The organism is Methylobacterium sp. CCH7-A2 (assembly GCF_001557075.1).
Classification (GTDB): domain Bacteria; phylum Pseudomonadota; class Alphaproteobacteria; order Rhizobiales; family Beijerinckiaceae; genus Allobosea; species Allobosea massiliensis.
The window spans coordinates 1-16,831 of record NZ_LSKN01000115.1 but is presented as its reverse complement, the minus strand read 5'-3'; the positions used below and the strand labels follow the sequence as shown (position 1 = coordinate 16,831).

Here is a 16,831-nt window from a genome sequence, read left to right as displayed (position 1 = left end):
TTCAGGCGGCCGGCCGCTTCGCCAGAGCGAGGCCGATCCCCAAGGCGATCATGGCGCCACCGGAGCCCTCGCGCAGACGGCGAACGAGGGCTGGGCGTGCTGCTGCGCCCTGTCGGATTCCACTCGCCGCATAGGCGACGACGACGTCGGCGAGCGTGTTGAACAGGACGGACACGAAACCCAGGATCAGAAACTGCAGAGCGACGCTGCCGGTCCCGTCGATGAACTGCGGAATGAAGGCCAGGAAGAAGGCGGCGGTCTTCGGATTGAGCGCTTCGACGACGACGCCTTCGCGAAAAGCCCTCCTTCCACCCAGCGGTGGCTCGATGGTGCCGCCGCTCAGGACATTCGCCGCGTCCTGTCGCGCCGCCTGGATGGTGCGCCAGCCGAGCCAGACGAGATAGCCCGCGCCGGCGAGCTTGAGCGCCGTGAACAGTTCGGCGCTCGCCAGCACGATCGCGGACACACCCAGGCTGCCGGCGACGACATGAACCATGCCGCCCAGTCCGGTTCCGAAGCTGGACGCGAGGCCTTCCCGGCGCCCGCCCGCCAGCGTTCGCGCCGCGACATAGAAAATGCCGGGACCCGGCGTGATCGCAAGAAGGAGCGCTGCGACGACAAACAGCGCCAGTGAGCTGGGCTCAGGCATGACGGGGGCACCAATGTTGAGGGAAGGGGCGCTTTCGCGATCAGTCGACGGGCACCAGCGCAGCGGCGGCGCGCTCGGTGGGGCGGGGGCTGTCTGCGAGACCCGCCGCGACGCCGGCGCGGTCGCTTGCGGACCGGTTCTGGCTCATCTTGCGCTTGCCCTCCAGTCGCGTGATCGGCATCCGCAGACCGACGATTCCGCGCAACTGCGCCTGGATGAAATCGGAGGGGGCGTCCGACACTGCCCAGGGGGCCGGGCGCTCGCCCTCGTGCAGGTCCGTCAGCCGCGTGACGAGGTCGAGCAGCCGCGCCGCGTCGTCGAAGAACTCGACCGGGCCGTAAGCGTGGACCGCGACGTAGTTCCAGGTCGGCACGACCTTGCCGGTCTCCCGCTTGGTCTCGTACCAGGACGGCGTGATGTAGGCGTCGGGGCCCATGAAGATCGCGAGCCCCTCGCCCAGCGCAGGCTCCCGCCATTGCGGATTGGCCTTGGCGAGATGGCCGTAGAGCACGCCGTGCTCGCCTTCGTTTTCGTCCAGGAACAGCGGCAGCGGCGTCGCCAGCACGCCGGCCTCGGTCGTCGTGACGACATGGGCGAGCCGCGCGCCGCGGATCGTCGCGACGATGCTGTGCCGGTCGTCGTCGCGGAAGGCGGGCGGTGTGTACATCGCGGAACTCCTTGCGTCGTCCCCGTCAATGGGGCCAGTCTGGCTCGGACGAAACAGCCAGTTCAGCAAAATCCGGATGGGCCAGTTGGAAAGTGTCGGGCGCCGGATCGTCGCTGCGATCAAGGAACGGATTCATGGCGGCGCCTATCGTCCGGGCGATCGCCTGCCGTCGAGCCGCGCCTTCGCGGCGGAATGGGGCGCCTCCCGCACGACCGTGACGGCCGCTTATGGCCAGCTCATCGCCGAGGGCTATCTGATCAGCCGCCAGGGCGCGCGTCCGGTGGTGGCCCGGGGCCTCGCTGCGCCGCCGGGCGCCGCGCCGGAATCCATGCCGCCGGCGCGAGCCCTGTCGGGCTTCGCGCAACGCCTGCTCGCCCTGCCGGCACCGGCGCCGCGGGAGAGCTTTCCCGTCGCGGATTTCCGTTATGGCGATCTGGCGGGCGCTGATTTTCCCGTGCTGGCCTGGCGTCGCGCCCTGGCCAAGGTTGCGCTCCGCCGTCCGGCCAGGCTGCGCTATGGCGATCCGCAGGGCGACCCGGCCCTGCGCGCGGCCTTGCAGGGCTATCTCTGGCGGGCGCGCGGCATCGCCTGCTCGGCCGATGACATCCTCGTCGTCAACGGCTCGCAGCAGGGGCTGGATCTCTGCGCGCGCCTGCTGCTCGATCCCGGCGACCGCTTCCTGATGGAGAACCCGGGTTATGCCCTCGCGCGCCATGCCTTCCTCGCGGCCGGCGGGGAGGCGGTCCCGGTGCCGGTCGACCCCGACGGGCTGTTGACGGACGCGCTGCCGCCCGCACGGCTCGTCTATGTCACGCCTTCGCACCAGTATCCGCTCGGCGGCGTCCTGTCCGCGCCGCGCCGGCGCGCGCTGTTGGCCTGGGCGGCTTCCGTCGACGGCTATGTCGTGGAGGACGATTACGACGGCGAGTATCGTCACGACGTCGCGCCGATCCCGCCCTTGCAGACGCTCAATCCGCAAGCGGTGATCTATGCCGGCACCGTCTCCAAGACGCTCTCGCCGACCTTGCGGCTGGGCTATCTGGTCCTGCCGGCCGCGTTGCGCCAGGCCTTCGTCGAGGCGAAGCGCCTGACCGATCGCCATGCGCCCCTGCTGGAGCAGGAGGCCCTGGCCGAGGTGCTGGCCAGCGGTGCCTATGAGCGCCATGTCCGCAGCATCCGCCGCAGGAATGCCGAGCGCCGGAGCGTCTTGCTCGCGGCCCTGGCCGAGAGCTGCGGGCAGGCAATTACGGTCGAGGGGGCCGAGACCGGGCTCCATCTCGTGGTCTGGCTCGACGGCGTCCCGGCGGCCCGCGAGAGCGCGATCGCGGAGGCCGCGCGCGCGGCCGGAATCGGCCTCTATCCTGTCTCGCCGCTCTACGACGCGTCGGTGCCGAGGCCGGAGACGGCCGGCTTCGTTCTGGGCTATGCCGCGCTCGAGGGCGACGCGCTGCGCCGTGGTGTGGCGATCCTGGCTGCGATCCTGACGCAGGAGCGCCGGACAGCCGGGACGCGGCCGTGAACGCCTCGCTTGCCAGCCCCGTCCTTTTCTGTCATACGCGCGGCCTTCGATCGCCCGGCTGATAAGGGCTGCCGTGGCGGTCGTTCTTTGCTTCCCGCAAGCAAAACATCAAGCGGCGCACTCTGCGCGCCCGCGACCTATGAGGAGCTGAAATGCCCAAGATCAAGACGAAATCGGCCGCGAAGAAGCGGTTCAAGATCACCGGAACCGGCAAGGTGCTCTACGCCCAGGCTGGCAAGCGTCACGGGATGATCAAGCGGACCAACAAGCAGATCCGCAATCACCGCGGCACCACCACCCTGTTCGAGGGTGATGCGGCCAACGTGAAGAAGTATTTCCTCCCCAACGGCTGACGCCCCCTAACCTTCCGGAGATCATGACATGGCTCGCGTGAAACGGGGCGTAACGTCCCACGCCAAGCACAAGAAGACGCTCAAGGCCGCCAAGGGCTTCTATGGCCGCCGCAAGAACACGATCCGCGCCGCCAAGGCGGCCGTCGATCGCTCGATGCAGTACGCCTATCGCGACCGCAAGAACAAGAAGCGCTCTTTCCGCGCGCTCTGGATCCAGCGCCTGAACGCCGCGGTGCGCGAGCACGGCCTGGTCTATTCGGTCTTCATCGGCGGCCTGGCCAAGGCCGGCATCGAACTCGACCGCAAGACCCTCTCGGCGATGGCCATCGACGACGCCGCCTCCTTCACGGCGGTGGTCGAGGCGGTGAAGGCCGCCCTCGGCACCGACGCCCAGGCCAAGGCCGCCTGAGCTTTCCAGCTGCGACGAGATACGGGAAAAGGCCGGCAGCGATGCCGGCCTTTTTTCGTGTGTTCAGTGCGTCATTCTCGGGCGTAGCGGAGCGAAGACCCGAGAATCTGGTTCAGGAGATGCTCGGGTCTTCGCCCGAGCATGACGCGGCACCTCAAGTCTGCACGCGATCCTCCGTCGCCGGCCGCCAGTTGTCGCCCGCGCCCTCGACGATGCGGGCATAGGCCTCCTCCGGCGTATCCGCGTAGGCGAAGAGCGCGAGGTCCTGCGCCCGGATCAGCCCGGCCTTCGCCATTACGTCGAGGTTCAGCAGCGCCTGCCAGTAGGCGCGGTCGTAGAGCACGATCGGCACCGGGCGCATCTTGCCGGTCTGCACGAGGGTCAGGAGTTCGAACAGCTCATCCAGCGTGCCGAAGCCGCCCGGAAAGACCACCAGTGCGGCTGCCCGCATCGCCAGATGCATCTTGCGCATCGCGAAATAATGGAAGCGGAAGGTCAGATCCGGCGTCGACCAGGCATTGGGCTCCTGCTCGTGCGGGAGCGTGATGTTGAAGCCGATCGAGAGCGCGCCGGCCTCCGTCGCGCCGCGATTGGCGGCCTCCATGATGCCCGGCCCGCCGCCGGTGGCGATGACATGGTCGCGCCCGAGCTCGCTCGCCGAAAGCGCCCCGCCGCGCTCCGAGGCCAGCTTACCAAAGGCGCGGGCCGCCTCGTACCAGGGCTCGCCCTCGCGCACCCGCGCCGAGCCGAAGACGACGATGGTCGAGAGGATGCCGCGGGCGCGCAAATGGTCCTCGGCCTTCTGGTATTCGAGCATGAAGCGCACGCCGCGCGTCGAATCGCCGAGGATGAAGTCGGGGTCGAGTGCTGCCAGGCGATAGGAAGGCGAGGCCTTCTGCGCGGAGCTGTCGGGCTTGTCGGTCGTGTCGGGCATGTCGTGCGAATCCGGTGGGGCTGTCCCAGCCTTACCCCAGATAGTTTCGCAATACGGCCACCATGCGATCCGCGCTCGTCTTGTGCGGCAGCAGCGTCAGGAAGCGCCCCTCGCGGTCCATCAGATAGGTCAGCGAGCCATGGTCGACGCTGTGCTCGCCGGGCGCGTGATGCGGCAGCGTCAGCTTGCGGCGATGCACCTTGTAGGCCTTCGCCACCGCCGCGATCTGCGCCTCGCTGCCGGTCAGCCCGATCAGGCGGGGATGGAAGGCGCCGATATAGGCCGCCAGCACGGCGGGCGTGTCATGGGCCGGATCGACCGTGACGAAGAGCGGCACCACGCGCTCCGCGAGAGAGCCGAGCCCGTCCAGCGCCTGCGCGATATTCGGCAGATCGATCGGGCAGGTATCGGTGCAGCGCGTGAAGCCGAAATAGATCAGCATGAAGCGCCCGCGAAAGTCGCGGTCGCTCACCTGCGTGCCGCGATGGTCGGTCAGCGAGAACGGACCGCCGAACCGTCCCGCCAGCGGGTCGGGCCGCGGGGAGGGCGCGGCGTGCCCGGCATGGCCGTGATGCTGCGCCAGCGCCGGAAGGCTCAAGCCGGTGGCGAGCCCGGCCAGCAGCGCGCGTCGGTGGGGCCGGCCCTGCATCCCGGATCTCAGGGCTTCGGCTGGGGCAGGAGCCCCTTGATGCCGAGCGGCCCGTTTTCGGCCAGAATTGCATTGGACTCGGGGTCCGCCCGCCACCATTCCGGCGCGGCGCCGTTGCGCGCCTCCCACTGTGTCTTGAAGCGGTCGGTCGGCGTGAACGGGGCGCTGCTGCCGGCTTCGCGGACACCCTGCGCGAAGAACAGTGTGATCGCCGGGTTCTCGATCAGGAGCCCGTCGGCCTCGACCTCCCGGCCGCAGAAGCCGGCGAGATCGGGCGCAGCCCCGGCGAAATCGACTTGCCCCTTGCCGACCAGCCGGAAGCGGCCATCCGCCTCGAGGATGCCGAGCTGGCGCTTGCCGGCGCCGCAATCGGGCGCGCAGACACCCTTGAGATGGCACAGCGCCTCGACAACGCGGCCCTTCAGCACGACCGGCTTTTCATGCGGGATGCCCCAGGGCTCGGCGGCCTGGACGACGGCGGGAGCCAGTACGGCCAGCGCCGCGACGCCAAGCCCCGCGGCCCTCATCCTGAGGAGCCGCGCAGCGGCGTCTCGAAGGATGCTCCAGATGTCTCCGGAGCGTGCTGGACCATCCTTCGAGACGCGCTCCTGCGGAGCGCTCCTCAGGATGAGGGCTGAGAACATGCCCATCGCCTCAGTTCCCGAACGGCTGGATGCCGTGCTCGTCATGGGTCAGGTTGATCACGCCCTTGTCGTCGGCAATCTTGTCCACGAGCAGGTATCTGACGCCGTCGCGCTCGAGCAGTTCGCCGTCCACCGTGACCTCATGGGCCATCAGCCGGGCGATGCGCGGATTGGCGGCGCTGTCCGTGTCGTCGCCGATGCGCAGGATCAGGTAGAGCCCGCCTTCCGCGTCGCGGATCGCGACGGGAATGCCGCCGAGCGCGCACCAGACCGCGCATTGATGATGGGCGCTGCCCTTGGCGAACATCAGTCCGCTGACCGTGCACCAGCTGTCTGCGATCTCGCCGGTGATGCTGACGCGCTGTCCGTCCTGCGCCTGCACCGGCGCTGCCAGCCAGACGGCGAGGAGGCCGAGAAGCGCCGCCCAGGCCCGTTGCTGCGCGCGGCGCGGCCACGATTGCGACAGCCTTGTCATCAACCGGCCCCCATCATCGGCGCACCCCCCGGTTTTGCCGTCCTCACCCTGCTTTGCCGGCGTGATTGCCTCTAGCATCGGCGCTGGCGACACCCTAGAAGATGCCTCGCAAACGGACCAGAGCAGGCATGGACGAGATCGATCACTTGGGCGCGAGCCTTCTTGCCGACATCGCGAAGGCGCAGGATGAAGCCGCGCTGGAGCAGGTCAGGATCGGCGCGCTCGGCAAGGCCGGCTCGATCTCGGCGCTTCTGAAGACGCTGGGCGCGATGACGCCCGAGGAGCGCAAGGAGAAGGGACCGCTGATCAACGGTCTGCGCGATCAGGTCCAGACGGCGCTGTCGGCCCGCAAGGACGCGCTGGCCGAGGCCGCGCTCGAGGCCAGGCTCGCGGCCGAGCGGATCGACGTTTCGCTGCCGGTGCGGGAGGGGCCCGAAGCCCGCGGCCGCATCCACCCGATCAGCCAGGTCATCGACGAGATCACCGCGATCTTCGGCGATATGGGCTTCTCGATCGCCGAGGGGCCGGACGTCGAGACCGACGACCTCAACTTCACCAAGCTGAACTTCCCCGTCGGCCATCCGGCGCGGGAGATGCACGACACCTTTTTCTTCGCCCCCGATGCAAATGGCGAGCGCAAGCTGCTGCGCACCCATACGTCTCCGGTCCAGGTCCGCACCATGCTGGCCCATGAACCGCCGATCCGCGTGATCTGCCCGGGCCGCACCTACCGGATGGATTCCGACCAGACGCACACGCCGATGTTCCACCAGGTCGAGGGGCTGGTGATCGACAAGGGCGCCCATATGGGCCACCTGAAATGGATCCTCGAGGAGTTCTGCAAGGCGTTCTTCGAGATCGACACGGTAAAGATGCGCTTCCGGCCGTCCTTCTTCCCCTTCACCGAGCCCTCGGTCGAGGTCGACATCCAGTGCTCGCGCAAGGGCGGCGAGATCCGCTTCGGCGAGGGCGAGGACTGGCTCGAGATCCTCGGCTGCGGCATGGTCCACCCGAATGTGCTGCGCAATTGCGGGCTCGATCCGGAGGTCTACCAGGGCTTTGCCTGGGGCATGGGCATCGACCGCATCGCGATGCTGAAATACGGCATGCCTGACCTACGCCCCTTCTTCGAGGCGGATGTGCGCTGGCTCAGCCATTACGGCTTCCGCCCGCTCGACCTGCCGACGCTGACCGCCGGGCTGTCCGCGTGATGGCGGCCGGGAGCGGGAGGGCCGCGCGATGAGCGCCGCGGGCTGGGCTGGCCTGTTCGCGGTGCTGCTCGTCGCGACGAACCTGCTCTGCCAGGCGATTGCCTATGCGCGGTTGCGCCGGGTGGACCGCCGCACGCCTCTGCTCGCGGCGCTGCCGCCGGTGACGATCGTGCGTCCGCTGCGCGGCATCGAGGCCTTCAGCCGCGAGACCGCGATCTCGGGGCTCGAACTGGATTATCCCGACTATGTCACCATCTTCGCCGTCGCCGATCCGGACGACCCGATCGTGCCGATGGTCGAGGAACTGATCGCCCGCTATGGGCGCGAGCGCGTGAAGCTCGTGACCGGCGACGTGAAGGTCAGCGCCAACCCCAAGCTCAACAACTGCGTCAAGGGCTGGGAGGTGGCGCGGACGGAGTGGGTCATCCTCGCCGATTCCAATGTGCTGATGCCGAAGGACTATATCCAGCGCCTGCTCGCCTCCTGGCGTGACGACACCGGGCTGGTGTGCTCGACGCCGGTGGGTTCGCGGCCCTTCGGCTTCTGGGCCGAGCTCGAATGCGCCTTCCTCAACACCTTCCAGGCGCGCTGGCAGTTCGCCGGCGAGGCCTGCGGCTTCGGCTTCGCCCAGGGCAAGTCGATGCTCTGGAACAAGCCCTTCCTCGACGCCCGCGGCGGCATCGCCGTGCTCGGCGAGGAGATCGCCGAGGATGCCGCGGCAACGAAGCTCGTGCGCCGTGCCGGCAAGCATGTCCATCTCGTCGGCCAGCCCTTCGAGCAGCCTTTGGGCGAGCGCAGCCTGCATGACGTCGTCCAGCGCCAGTTCCGCTGGGCGCGGCTGCGGCGGGTGACCTTCCTGCCTTTCTTCCTGCCCGAGATCCTGTCCGGCCCGCTGCTGGCGGTGGTCGCAGCGGCCATCGCGTTGCCGGCCTTCGGCCTGTCCGCCTGGCTCGCGCCGGTGCTCGTGCTGCTGCCCTGGTATGTCGCCGAGCTGGCTTTCGCGCGCGGCGTCGGCTGGTACGGCTCCTGGCGCATGCCGCTGGCGCTGCTGGTGCGCGACATCGTCTTTCCTGCCGTCTGGGCCTATGCCTTCGTAGCCGGCGAGGTCAGCTGGCGCGGCAACGCGATGAAGATCAAGACGGACGGGGAGGACGAGCTCAACGCCGCGCCGGCCCCGATGTCCCATGCAATGACGAGAAGTGACGGACGCTCATGAAGTTCACCCTGTCCTGGTTGAAGGATCATCTCGACACGACCGAGCCGGTCGAGGCCATCGCTGAGGCCCTGACCCGCGTCGGGCTTGAGGTCGAGGGCATCGAGGACAAGGCCAAGGCGCTCGCCGCCTTCACCGTGGCCTATGTGATCGATGCCAAGCAGCACCCCAATGCCGACCGGCTGCGCGTCTGCATGGTCGATACCGGCGCCGGCGAGCCTGTGCAGGTCGTCTGCGGCGCGCCCAATGCCCGCACCGGCATGAAGAGCGTGTTTTCCCCGCCCGGCACCTACATCCCCGGCAAGGACATCACGCTCGGCAAGGGCGTGATCCGCGGCGTCGAATCCAACGGCATGCTCTGCTCGGCCGCCGAGCTGCAGCTCTCCGAGGATCATGACGGCATCATCGACCTGCCCGGGGACGCGCCGGTCGGCCAGTCCTACGCCGCCTATGCCGGCCTCAGCGATCCGGTCATCGAGATCGCGGTGACGCCCAACCGGGCCGATGCGCTCGGCATCGCCGGCATCGCGCGCGATCTCGCCGCCGCCGGCCTCGGCACGATCAAGACACCGCCGGTGGCGCCCGTGAAAGCCGGCTTCCCTTGCCCGGTCGGCGTGAAGCTCGACCTCGCGCCGCAGGACAAGGCGCTCTGCCCGGCCTTCGGCCTGCGGCTGGTGCGCGGCGTCAAGAACGGCCCGTCGCCGGACTGGCTCCAGGCGCGGCTGCGCGCTGTCGGGATGCGCCCGATCAACGCGCTGGTCGACATCACCAATTTCATGACGCTCGACCGCAACCGCCCGCTCCACGTTTTCGACGCGGCCAAGGTCAAGGGCGACCTCGTCGTGCGCCGCGCACGCGACGGCGAGTCCATCGTCGCGCTCGACGGCAAGACCTACACCCTGACCGCCGATCAGGTCGTCATCGCCGACGCGGCGGGCGTCGAATCCATCGCCGGCATCATGGGCGGCGAGGCCTCGGGCTGCGACGAGGGCACGACCGACGTGCTGGTCGAGAGCGCGCTCTGGGACCCGCTCAACATCGCCCGCTCGGGCCGCGCGCTCGGCATCACCTCAGATGCGCGCTACCGCTTCGAGCGCGGCGTCGATCCCGAATTCTGCCGGCCGGGGCTGGATCTCGCCACGGCGCTGATCGTCGAGCTCTGCGGCGGCGAGCCGTCCGAGATGGTCTTCGCGGGCGAGCTGCCGGGCAGCGCCGCTGCGATCGACTTCCCCTGGTCCGAGGTCAAGCGCCTGACCGGGCTGGAGCTGCCCTTGCCGGAGATGGAGCGGGCGCTGACCTCCCTGGGCTTCGCGGTCTCCGGCGCCGGCGAACGGGTTCAGGTGGTGGCGCCGTCCTGGCGGGCCGATGTCGGCGGCAAGGCCGATCTCGTCGAGGAGATCCTGCGCATTGCCGGGCTCGACCGCGTCGTCTCGACGCCGCTGCCGCGCATCGCGGACGAGGTGCTGAGGCCCGTTCTCACCGTACTGCAGAAGCGCACCCGCCAGGCAAAGCGCCTGCTCGCCAGCCGCGGCCTCGTCGAGGCCGTCACCTGGTCCTTCATCGACCATGAGTCCGCGACGCTGTTCGGCGGCGGCTCGCCGGCGCTCGTGCTGGCCAACCCGATCGCGGCCGATCTCTCCGACATGCGGCCCTCGCTGCTGCCGGGCCTGATCCGCGCCGCGCAGGCCAATGCCGATCGCGGCTTCGGCGATGTCGCCCTCTTCGAGGTCGGCCAGATCTTCCAGAGCGACGAGCCCGAGGGCCAGCTCATGGCCGCGACCGGCCTGCGCCGCGGCACGGCGACGCTGGAGGGCGCCGGCCGTCATTGGGACGGCGCGGCCAAGCCCGTCGATGCCTTCGACGCCAAGGCCGACGTGCTGGCGCTGCTGGCCGGGCTCGGCGTGCCGACCGGCGGGCTGCAGATCGTGCCAGGCGGGCCGGACTGGGCTCATCCCGGCCGCTCGGCGACGCTGCGCTTCGGCCCCAAGGGTGTCATCGGCGCCTTTGGCGAAATCCATCCGCGCATCCTCAAGGCGCTCGACGTCAAGGGCCCGCTGGTCGCCTTCGAGATCCATCTCGATGCGCTGCCGCTGCTGAAGGCCAAGCCGACCAAGGTCAAGCCGAAGCTGGCATTGTCCGGCTTCCAGCCGGTGACGCGCGACTTCGCCTTCATCGTCGACAAGGCCACCGCCGCCGGCGAGATGGTGAAGTCCGCCCAGAACGCCGACCGCGCTTTGATCTCGGACGTCTCGGTCTTCGATCTCTATGAGGGCCAGGGCGTCGAGCCCGGCAAGAAGTCGGTCGCGCTCGCGGTCACGCTCCAGCCGGTCGAGAAGACGCTGACGGAGGCCGAAATCGAGGCCGTCGGCGCCAGGATCGTCGCGGAGATGGCCAAGCGCTACGGCGCGGCGCTGCGGGGGTAGGGCGCGTCATGCTCGGGCTCGACCCGAGCATCTCGGAAACAAATGCTCGTCCTGAGATTCTCGGGTCTGCGCACGGCGCAGCCCGAGAATGACGTGTCACAACCATTGATTGGGATTGTGTAATAATCGCTGCGCGCAATTCCTCCTGAATGGGCGTACGCGCTCTCGATTGCACATCCTGACCTGGCGCCCATGGCCATCACCGATCTCCCCGTCACCGACAGCCTCTTTCCCGGCTTCCGGCTGCTCGACGTCACGACCTCGGGCGCGCGCATCCGGGTGCGGACGGGCGGGCAGGGGCCGGCGCTGCTGCTGCTGCACGGCTATCCCCAGACCCATGTGCTCTGGCACAAGCTGGCGGAGCGGCTGAAGGACCGCTTCACCCTCGTCTGTGCCGATCTGCGCGGCTATGGCGACAGCGACAAGCCGCTGACCGACCCAGAGCATTTCCCTTATTCCAAGCGCGCCATGGCGCTCGACATGGCGCAGGTGATGACGCTGCTCGGCCATGAGCGCTTCCTGGTTGGCGCGCATGACCGTGGCGCCCGCGTCGCGCATCGCCTCGCGCTCGACCATGCCGAGCGCGTCACGAAGCTCGCCACGCTCGACATCGCGCCGACGCGAGAGATGTATGCCGGCACCACGGACGCCTTCGCCCGCGCCTATTGGCACTGGTTCTTCCTGATCCAGCCGGCGCCCTTTCCGGAACGTATGATCGGGGCCGATCCGGAGGCCTACTGGCGCAAGAAATGCGGCTCCGGCTCGGCCGGCCTGAAGCCCTTCGCGCCGGAAGCCCTGGCCGAATATCTGCGCTGCTTCGCGGATCCGCGGACCATCCATGGCTCCTGCGAGGATTATCGCGCCGCCGCCACCATCGACATCCGCCATGACGACGAGGATGGCGACCGCAGGCTGGCGCAGCCCCTGCTCGCGCTCTGGGGCGAGAACGGCATCATCGGCAAATGCTTCGATCCGCTGGCGCTGTGGCGCCTGCGCGCGGAGAACGTCCAAGGCCGCGGCCTGCCCGGCGGGCATTATCTGGCCGAGGAGATCCCCGATCTCGTCGCCGCCGAATTCATCGCCTTCTTCGGAGACCCATCATGAGCCGCACCAACCGCGTCTATCGCATCGCCGCCATCGCCGGGGACGGCATCGGCAAGGAAGTGATGCCGGAGGGCCTGCGCATCCTCGAGGCGGCTTCGAAGAAATACGGCTTCGAGCTGCGGCTGGACGAGTTCGACTTCTCCTCCTGCGACTACTACGCCAAGCACGGCAAGATGCTGCCCGACGACTGGAAGGACCAGATCGGCGGCCATGACGCGATCTTCTTCGGCGCCGTCGGCATGCCTGCCCAGGTGCCGGACCACATCTCGCTCTGGGGTTCGCTGCTGCTGTTCCGGCGCGAATTCGACCAGTACGTCAATCTCCGCCCGGTGCGGCTGATGCCTGGCGTGCCGGGCCCGCTCGCGGGCCGCAAGCCCGGAGACATCGACTTCTTCGTCGTCCGCGAGAACACCGAAGGCGAGTACTCCTCCGTCGGCGGCCGCATGTATGCCGGCACCGAGCGCGAGATCGTCCTGCAGGAAACGGTGATGAGCCGTGTCGGCGTCGACCGTGTCCTGAAATACGCCTTCGAGCTCGCCCAGCGCCGCCCGCGCAAGAAGCTGACCTCGGCCACCAAGTCGAACGGCATCGCCATCACCATGCCCTACTGGGACGAGCGGGTGAAGGAGATGGCGAAGAAGTACCCCGACGTGACCGTCGACCAGTACCATATCGACATCCTGACCGCGCATTTCGTGCTGAACCCGGACCGGTTCGACGTCGTCGTCGCCTCCAATCTGTTCGGCGACATCCTCTCCGACCTCGGCCCCGCCTGCACCGGCACGATCGGCATCGCGCCCTCGGGCAACATCAACCCGACGGGCGATTACCCCTCCCTGTTCGAGCCGGTGCATGGCTCAGCCCCCGACATCGCCGGCCAGGGCGTCGCCAACCCGATCGGCCAGATCTGGTCGGCGGCGATGATGCTCGACCATCTCGGCGAGACGGAAGCCGCCAAGGGCATCGAGGCCGCGATCGAGCGGGCGCTGGGCGATGCCCGCACCCGCACGCGTGACCTCGGCGGTTCGCTCGGCACCGAAGCCGCCGGCAAGGCCGTCGAACAGGCGCTGGGCTGATTTCTGGGCCTTCTGCGGGCCGGGTGCCGTGACAACGAGCCCGCATTAGGGCATCGATCCCCGGCCGCGGCGGAACGTGGCGCCGCTCGCGGCGTTGCGCTGCGGACGGTGGGGCGACTTCGAAGGGGCTGGGAATGGATCTGTCGTCGCTGTCGTTCTTCGACCCGGCCCTCTGGGGCAAGCTGCTCGAGATCGTTGCGCTGAACATCGTTCTGTCGGGCGACAATGCGGTGGTCATTGCGCTGGCCTGCCGCGCGCTGGCGCCCGAGCAGCGCAATAAAGGCATCGCGCTCGGCGCGGGTGTCGCGGTGGTGCTGCGCGTGGTCTTTACCGTGCTGATCGCCTCGCTGCTCAACATGCCGTTCCTGCACATCGTCGGCGCGCTGCTTCTCGTCTGGATCGCCGTCAAGCTGATCGTGGAGGACGGCGAGAGCGACGAGGATTCGATCGCCGCCAGCAGCAAGCTCTGGAAGGCCGTGCAGACCGTCGCCATCGCCGACATCGTCATGAGCCTGGACAACGTGCTGGCGATCGCCGCCGTCGCGAAGGATTCGATCCCGCTTCTGGTTGCGGGCCTCGTCATCTCGATCCCGCTGATCGTGCTCGGCGCCTCGCTGATCACCAGCCTTCTCACCCGTTTCCCCGTTCTCGTCTGGGCGGGCGCCGCGCTGCTCGGCTGGGTTGCGGGTGAAATGTTCGACAGCGACCCCTGGCTCATCGCCCGCTTCGGCGCCGAAACGCTCCACCGCTTCGAATACCCGGCGGCCCTGATCGGCGCACTGCTCGTGCTCGGCCTCGGCTACCTCCTCAAGCATCGCCGGCCAGATCCGGCCCTTTGACAAAGGGACTGACCGACTAATGGATTTCTCATCCTCCACATTCTGGGTTTCCCTGCTCCAGATCATCTGGATCGACCTGCTATTGTCGGGCGACAACGCGGTGGTGATCGCGCTCGCCTGCCGCTCCCTGCCGGAGAAGCAGCGCAAGGTTGGCATCTGGCTCGGCGCCTCGGCGGCGATCGGCCTGCGCATCATCTTCGCGCTGGTGGTGACCTATCTGCTGCTCGTGCCCTATCTGAAGATCGTCGGCGGCCTGCTGCTGTTCTGGATCGCGGTGAAGCTCGCTCTCGGCGAGGATGAGAGCCATGCCGAGATCGACGGCGGCTCGACGCTCTGGCAGGCGGTGCGCACCATCGCCATCGCCGATGCGGTGATGAGCCTCGACAACGTCATTGCCATCGCGGCGGCCTCGCGCGGACATCCCGAACTCTTCATCTTTGGCCTGCTGCTCTCGATCCCGCTGATCATCATGGGCGCGCAGTTCCTGACCTCGATCATCACCCGCTACCCGATCCTGATCTGGCTCGGCGCGGCCCTGCTGGGCTGGATCGCGGCCGAAATGATCCTGGGCGACATCGCCGTGCTGCGCTGGCTCGAGGTCAACATGCCGACCTGGATCAAGCCGGTCTCGACGGATGTCAGCGCCATCGGCATCGGCCCCGCCAGCATGCCGCATTACGTCACCTCGGTGATCGGCGCGGCCTTGGTCTGCGCGATCGCCTATGTGCTGAAGCAGCGGCGCGGGGGGCAGGCGGCCGAGGGCTGAGCGCCCTTTCGCATCACCCGAGAACGACCATCGCGGCGGCCAGGATCTCCTGGCCGCCGTTTTCGATGGTGCGGCTGACGCCGCTTGCGGCCACGGCTCGTGGACCGTCCCACACCGTGATCCGCCCCTCCGTCGAGAGCCTGACCGCGAAGCTCTCCGGCGGACGAGAAAAGCCCGTTCCCAGCGCCTTCACATAGGCCTCCTTGGCGCTCCACAGCCGCGCGAAGGCCAGCGCGTGCCTCTCAGGCGGCTGGCCCGAGAGCCAGGACATTTCGTCCGCATGCAGCACGCCGAGAGGCGGTGCGGCGGCCTCGTCCACGGCCTCGACATCGACGCCGACGGGGTTATGAGCCAGCGCCACGGCGACCATCCCCGCCCGTGTCGCCAGCGAGAGATGCAGCCCGCTCCCGCGCGGCTGCGCGACCAGCGGGCGCCCTCTCGGCTCACGGCTAATGGCAATCGCTTCCGGCGGCAGGCCCAGCTGTCGCGCCAGGATGCGGGCGGCCATGCCCCGCCGCAGCGCCGAGCGCTCGGGCAGCGTCGCCGGCCGCGCCGGCGTCGACACCAGCCAGGCGGCGGGAAGGCTTTCGGCGCTGTCGTCCGGGGAGCACAGCCAGATCATCCCGGCAGGATAGGACAGGGCGGGGGCGCTCGCCATCACCCGGCGCCGCCCTGTGTCCGGCTCATGCGGCCCGCCCACGGGGCGGCGTTGACCTCAGGCGCCGTTCGGCCTTGGAAGGACTCCACGCCTCCGCTTGCCAGTGGCGGCGCAAGAGCGGGGCCCAAAGCAGCCACACGCCACGGGAGAGAGACTGTCGATGGAGCAAGCTGCGGCACAAGTGAGCACGGCCGGCATGCGCCTTGGCATGCGAAAGGTGATGGTGCTCGTGCCGGGCGTAGTGGTCTTCGCCGTCGCCTTCGGCGCGGCGGCCTCGGCCAAGGGCCTGAGTCTCGTCGAGGCCCTGCTGATGAGCGCGCTGGTCTATGGCGGCATCTCGCAGCTCGTCGCGATGGAGCTGTGGCGGCCGGAATGGAGCTGGGGCGCCATCGCCGGCCTCGCCGTCGTCACGGCGACCGTCAATTCCCGGATGATCCTGCAGGGTGCCTCGCTGCAGCCCTGGTTCGCGGCCTATCCGAAGGCACTGAACGCGCTCCACCTCTTCTTCTTCACCGATGCCAACTGGGTCATCGGCACGCGCTACCGGGCCGAGGGCGGGCGCGATCTCGGCGTGCTGATCGGCGCCGGGCTGCTGCTCTGGGTGGTCTGGGTCCTGCTGACGGGGCTCGGCTACGGGCTCGGTGCGCTGGTTTCCGATCCGCGCGCCTTCGGCATCGACCTGGTCATGCCGATCTTCTTCGCCGCGATGATCGTGCCGCTCTGGCGCGGCCGCCGCGCCGCCGTGCCCTGGGTGGCGGCGGGCATCGCCGCGCTGCTGACGGCCAAGCTGGTCGAGGGCTATGCCTTCATCATCGTCGGCTCGCTGACCGGCGCCGTGGTGGGAGCGTTCCGCGATGACGCTGCCTGATCTGAACGCCGCGGCTCTCGGCAGCTGGGGGCCGATCATCGCGATTCTCGCCATGGCGGTCGCGACCTATCTCTGCCGCATCGCCGGGGTGGTTCTGATGGGCTTCATCCCGCTCACGCCCCATGTCCGCCGCGGGCTCGCCGCCCTGCCGGGCTCGATCATCGCCGCCACCGTCCTGCCGCTGATCGAGCGGCTCGGCCTGGCGGCCGGCATCGCCCTGCTCGCCGCCATCGGCAGCATGATCCTGCGCCGCAGCGAACTGCTCGCGCTGATCGTCGGTATGAGCGCCGTCGCAGGCCTGCGCGCGTTGGGGTTCTGAGCGCTACCGCAGGATTCCCTCCCCCCGCTTGCGGTGGGGAGGGTTAGGGTGGGGG

19 protein-coding genes are annotated in these 16,831 nt (G+C 68.7%); 12 read left to right on the top strand and 7 right to left on the bottom strand.

Annotation, left to right across the window (positions count from 1 at the left end; all coding sequences use genetic code 11):
- Position 1 precedes the first annotated feature (1 nt).
- Together AX750_RS09860 and AX750_RS09855 are read right to left on the bottom strand one after the other, a co-directional pair.
- The gene (locus tag AX750_RS09860; protein ID WP_066718767.1) at positions 2–649 is read right to left on the bottom strand and encodes a LysE family translocator; all 648 of its coding nucleotides are present in this window, start codon (positions 647–649) and stop codon (positions 2–4) included.
- Between the two features lie 40 nt (positions 650–689).
- Positions 690–1,316, bottom strand: coding sequence for an FMN-binding negative transcriptional regulator (locus AX750_RS09855; protein WP_066718769.1), 627 nt, complete (start codon positions 1,314–1,316; stop codon positions 690–692).
- 76 nt (positions 1,317–1,392) lie between these two features.
- Between AX750_RS09855 and AX750_RS09850 the strand changes: the two genes are divergently transcribed.
- From AX750_RS09850 to rplT, 3 genes are all read left to right on the top strand, one after another.
- Positions 1,393–2,835, top strand: a complete 1,443-nt coding sequence (locus AX750_RS09850; RefSeq protein ID WP_066718773.1) for a PLP-dependent aminotransferase family protein — start codon at positions 1,393–1,395, stop codon at positions 2,833–2,835.
- A 152-nt stretch (positions 2,836–2,987) separates the two neighbouring features.
- Positions 2,988–3,188 (top strand): 50S ribosomal protein L35, encoded by a 201-nt coding sequence (rpmI, locus tag AX750_RS09845; protein ID WP_066718776.1) that lies wholly within the window; start codon positions 2,988–2,990, stop codon positions 3,186–3,188.
- Between the two features lie 28 nt (positions 3,189–3,216).
- On the top strand, positions 3,217–3,597 hold the full coding sequence (rplT, locus tag AX750_RS09840; RefSeq protein WP_066718780.1) for a 50S ribosomal protein L20: 381 nt from the start codon (positions 3,217–3,219) through the stop codon (positions 3,595–3,597).
- Positions 3,598–3,751: 154 nt separating this feature from the next.
- Here rplT and AX750_RS09835 read toward each other — a convergent pair whose 3' ends face one another.
- The 4 genes from AX750_RS09835 to AX750_RS09820 are packed head-to-tail and all read right to left on the bottom strand — an operon-like array spanning position 3,752 to position 6,377.
- Positions 3,752–4,531 (bottom strand): TIGR00730 family Rossman fold protein, encoded by a 780-nt coding sequence (locus AX750_RS09835; protein WP_066718783.1) that lies wholly within the window; start codon positions 4,529–4,531, stop codon positions 3,752–3,754.
- Positions 4,532–4,562: 31 nt separating this feature from the next.
- The gene (locus tag AX750_RS09830) at positions 4,563–5,180 is read right to left on the bottom strand and encodes an SCO family protein (RefSeq protein ID WP_082735498.1); all 618 of its coding nucleotides are present in this window, start codon (positions 5,178–5,180) and stop codon (positions 4,563–4,565) included.
- A gap of 8 nt (positions 5,181–5,188) precedes the next feature.
- Positions 5,189–5,824, bottom strand: a complete 636-nt coding sequence (locus tag AX750_RS09825) for a hypothetical protein (RefSeq protein ID WP_156446476.1) — start codon at positions 5,822–5,824, stop codon at positions 5,189–5,191.
- Positions 5,825–5,834: 10 nt separating this feature from the next.
- Positions 5,835–6,377: a hypothetical protein gene (locus AX750_RS09820; protein ID WP_156446477.1), complete on the bottom strand. Its 543-nt coding sequence runs from the start codon at positions 6,375–6,377 to the stop codon at positions 5,835–5,837.
- 50 nt (positions 6,378–6,427) lie between these two features.
- Here AX750_RS09820 and pheS point away from each other — a divergent pair, with 50 nt between their 5' ends.
- The 7 genes from pheS to AX750_RS09785 all read left to right on the top strand — a co-directional run bounded on the left by pheS (position 6,428) and on the right by AX750_RS09785 (position 14,931).
- Positions 6,428–7,510 (top strand): phenylalanine--tRNA ligase subunit alpha, encoded by a 1,083-nt coding sequence (gene pheS / locus AX750_RS09815; RefSeq protein ID WP_066718792.1) that lies wholly within the window; start codon positions 6,428–6,430, stop codon positions 7,508–7,510.
- A gap of 28 nt (positions 7,511–7,538) precedes the next feature.
- A complete protein-coding gene (locus tag AX750_RS09810; RefSeq protein WP_082735497.1) occupies positions 7,539–8,726 on the top strand; it encodes a ceramide glucosyltransferase in 1,188 nt (395 codons plus the stop codon).
- Positions 8,723–11,146 carry a phenylalanine--tRNA ligase subunit beta gene (gene pheT / locus AX750_RS09805; RefSeq protein WP_066718795.1) on the top strand — a complete coding sequence of 808 codons (2,424 nt, stop codon included), beginning with the start codon at positions 8,723–8,725 and terminating at the stop codon, positions 11,144–11,146. The genes AX750_RS09810 and pheT overlap by 4 nt, the downstream gene beginning before the upstream one ends.
- A gap of 192 nt (positions 11,147–11,338) precedes the next feature.
- Positions 11,339–12,250, top strand: a complete 912-nt coding sequence (locus AX750_RS09800) for an alpha/beta hydrolase (protein WP_082735496.1) — start codon at positions 11,339–11,341, stop codon at positions 12,248–12,250.
- Positions 12,247–13,326: a tartrate dehydrogenase gene (locus tag AX750_RS09795; protein WP_066718798.1), complete on the top strand. Its 1,080-nt coding sequence runs from the start codon at positions 12,247–12,249 to the stop codon at positions 13,324–13,326. Before AX750_RS09800 ends, AX750_RS09795 begins: the two co-directional genes overlap by 4 nt.
- Before the next feature lie 134 nt (positions 13,327–13,460).
- Complete coding sequence (locus tag AX750_RS09790) at positions 13,461–14,165, top strand: TerC family protein (protein ID WP_156446478.1); 705 nt, start codon at positions 13,461–13,463, stop codon at positions 14,163–14,165.
- Positions 14,166–14,184: 19 nt separating this feature from the next.
- Positions 14,185–14,931, top strand: a complete 747-nt coding sequence (locus tag AX750_RS09785) for a TerC family protein (RefSeq protein WP_066718800.1) — start codon at positions 14,185–14,187, stop codon at positions 14,929–14,931.
- 13 nt (positions 14,932–14,944) lie between these two features.
- On the opposite strand, the gene AX750_RS09780 is transcribed toward AX750_RS09785, so the two are convergent.
- On the bottom strand, positions 14,945–15,589 hold the full coding sequence (locus AX750_RS09780) for a 4'-phosphopantetheinyl transferase superfamily protein (RefSeq protein WP_066718803.1): 645 nt from the start codon (positions 15,587–15,589) through the stop codon (positions 14,945–14,947).
- A gap of 160 nt (positions 15,590–15,749) precedes the next feature.
- On the opposite strand from AX750_RS09780, the gene AX750_RS09775 reads away from it, so the two are divergent.
- Together AX750_RS09775 and AX750_RS09770 are read left to right on the top strand one after the other, a co-directional pair.
- Positions 15,750–16,457 (top strand): AzlC family ABC transporter permease, encoded by a 708-nt coding sequence (locus AX750_RS09775; RefSeq protein WP_066718807.1) that lies wholly within the window; start codon positions 15,750–15,752, stop codon positions 16,455–16,457.
- The gene (locus tag AX750_RS09770) at positions 16,444–16,776 is read left to right on the top strand and encodes an AzlD domain-containing protein (RefSeq protein ID WP_066718809.1); all 333 of its coding nucleotides are present in this window, start codon (positions 16,444–16,446) and stop codon (positions 16,774–16,776) included. The genes AX750_RS09775 and AX750_RS09770 overlap by 14 nt, the downstream gene beginning before the upstream one ends.
- Positions 16,777–16,831 lie beyond the last annotated feature (55 nt).